At 68.2% G+C, this 2,548-nt stretch carries 2 protein-coding genes; one reads left to right on the top strand and one right to left on the bottom strand.

Annotation, left to right across the window (positions count from 1 at the left end; genetic code table 11):
- The coding region (gene queC, locus AC3WPZ_RS27880; RefSeq protein ID WP_492442596.1) for a 7-cyano-7-deazaguanine synthase QueC at positions 1–736 on the top strand (736 nt) is incomplete at its 5' end.
- On the opposite strand, the gene AC3WPZ_RS27875 is transcribed toward queC, so the two are convergent.
- The gene (locus AC3WPZ_RS27875; RefSeq protein ID WP_492442598.1) at positions 737–2,545 is read right to left on the bottom strand and encodes an ABC transporter ATP-binding protein/permease; all 1,809 of its coding nucleotides are present in this window, start codon (positions 2,543–2,545) and stop codon (positions 737–739) included.
- Positions 2,546–2,548 lie beyond the last annotated feature (3 nt).

Here is a 2,548-nt window from a genome sequence, read left to right as displayed (position 1 = left end):
CTCCACCCCCCACCACACCAGCGCGCTCGTGCTGTTCTCCGGCGGGCAAGACTCCACCACCTGCCTGGCGCACGCGCTCTCGCGCTACCCGCGCGTGGAAACCATCGGTTTCGACTACGGCCAGCGCCACAGCGTGGAAATGACCGCGCGCCTCAACGTGCTGCGCGAGCTGCGGCAACGCTTCCCGGCGTGGTCGCCGCGGCTCGGTGAAGACCATGTGCTCGACCTCGGCGTGCTCGGCAAGGTCAGCGAAACCTCGCTCACGCGCGACATGGCCTTTCGCATGGAAGAAAACGGCCTGCCCAACACCTTCGTGCCCGGGCGCAACCTGCTGTTCCTCACGCTGGCCGCCGCCCTGGCCTACCGGCGCGGCATCCAGGTCATCGTCACCGGCGTGTGCGAAACCGACTTCTCGGGTTACCCCGACTGCCGCGACGACACCATGAAGGCGCTGCAGGTCGCGCTCTCGCTCGGCATGGACCACCGCTTCCTGATCGACACCCCGCTGATGTGGATCGACAAGGCCGCCACCTGGCGCCTGGCGCACGAGTTGGGCGAAAACGCGCTGCTGGTGGGCGGCGGCAACGCCCTGGTGGACCTGATCGTCGAACACACCCACACCTGCTACCTCGGCGACCGCGAACACCGCCAGCCCTGGGGGTACGGGTGTGGCGGGTGCCCGGCGTGTGAGTTGCGGGCGAAGGGGTGGGCGGCCTACGCCGCGCCGGTGGCCTGATCAGGCGCCGTCGGCGCGGCTGATGTCCAGCCGGTAACGCGCCCCGCCCGCCGCCGCCCGCTCGTTGGCCCGCAGCGCCCAGCGCTGCCGGTGGTGCGCGGCCAGGGTGGAGCGGTGGGCGATGGAGACGATGGCGCCGTGCGCCTGCTTCACCCTTTCCACCAGGCGCTGGTAAATCGTGGCTTCGGCTTCTTCGTCGAGCGCGCTGGTGGCTTCGTCGGCCAGCACCCAGGCCGGTTTCTTGAGCATCACGCGCGCAATCGCCAGGCGCTGCCGTTCGCCGCCCGAGAGTTTCTGGCTCCAGGCGTCTTCGCGGTCGAGCTGGTCGGTCAGCGCCGGCAGCAGGGCCTCGTTCAGGGCGTCGCGCAGGGCTTCGTCGGTGTAGTTCTCCGCCGGGTCGGGGTAGGCCAGGGCGTCGCGCAGGCGGCCGTCGGGGAAGTAGGGCCGCTGCGGGATGAACATGGTGTCCTTGGGCAGGCCCACGCGGCCCAGCGCGTGCGGCCAGATGCCGGCGAGGGCGCGGAACAGGCTGGACTTGCCGCTGCCCGAGGGGCCGTGCAGCAGCACGGTGTCGCCGGGCTTCACGTCCAGGTCCACGCCGGCGAGCAGCGTGCTGCCGCCGGGCAGGGCCACCGTGAGGTCTTGCGCGCGGATGCCGTCGGCCGACTCGTTGAGCGAAAGGTCGTCGCGCGTCTGCGACTGGTGCGACAGGCTGGCCTCGAAGCCCACCAGGCGGTCGGTGGTGGCTTTCCAGACCGCCAGGGCCATGTAGTTATCGACCAGCCAGGACAGCGAGTCCTGCACGCGGCCGAAGGCGGAGTTGATCTGCATCAGCTGGCCGAGCTGGATGGCGCCGCTGAAATAGCGCGGCGCGGCGACGATCATGGGAAAGATGATGGCGGCCTGAGAGAAGAAGCTGCTGAACCAGGTGAGCTGTTTCTGGTTGCGGATGAGGGCGAAGTAGTTGCCCATCACGTCGCGGAAGCGCACATCCAGGTGGCGGCGCTCCACCTGCTCGCCGCCGTCGAGTGCGATGGATTCGCTGTACTCGCGCACGCGCACCATGTGGTGGCGGAAGTTGGCTTCCAGCATCTGCTGCTGGAAGTTCAGCCGCACCTGCGGCCGGCCGATCCAGTGCGCGATGGCGCTGCCTACCGCGCAGTACAGCACGGCGGCCCACACCATGTAGCCCACGATTTCCAGTTCGCCGCCGCCCAGGAAGCCGGGCAGCGGGACGTTGATGGAGCCGCTGAGCGTCCAGAGGATGCCGACGAAGCTCACCAGGGTGATGAGGGCGTTGAACATGCCCATGGACAGCGTGACGGTGTAGCTGGTGAAGAGGTTGAGGTCTTCCTGGATGCGCTGGTCCGGGTTGTCGGGGTTGCCGTGCTCGTCGGCGGTGAAGCGCGCCAGCTCCATGCGGTAGAAGGCCTTGTTGGCCAGCCAGCGGCCCATGTAGTGGTCGGTGAGCCAGACGCGCCAGCGCAGCTGCAGGATCTGCGTGAGGTAGAACTTGTAGACCGCGAGCACGATGTAGATCAGCGCCAGCCAGCCGAAGCGCCCGATCTGCTGCCAGAACACAGGCTGGTCCTTGGCCTGCAGGGCGTCATAGAAGACGCGGTACCACTCGTTGATCTGCACCAGCATGTAGACCGTGCCGAGGTTGAGCATCACCACGGCCAGCAGCAGGCCGCGTGCGCGCCATTTTTCCTCGGACTTGAAGTACGGCATGGCAAAGGCGCCAATGCCTTTGAGCGTGGGCCACAGCGAGGGCGGTCGGCGGGCGGCGGGGGCGGCGGATGTCGTCATGGG

The organism is Hydrogenophaga sp. FW305-3-2-15-A-LB1 (assembly GCF_058787875.1).
Note: the sequence above shows the minus strand (reverse complement) of the source record. Positions and strands in the feature narration are given on the sequence as shown.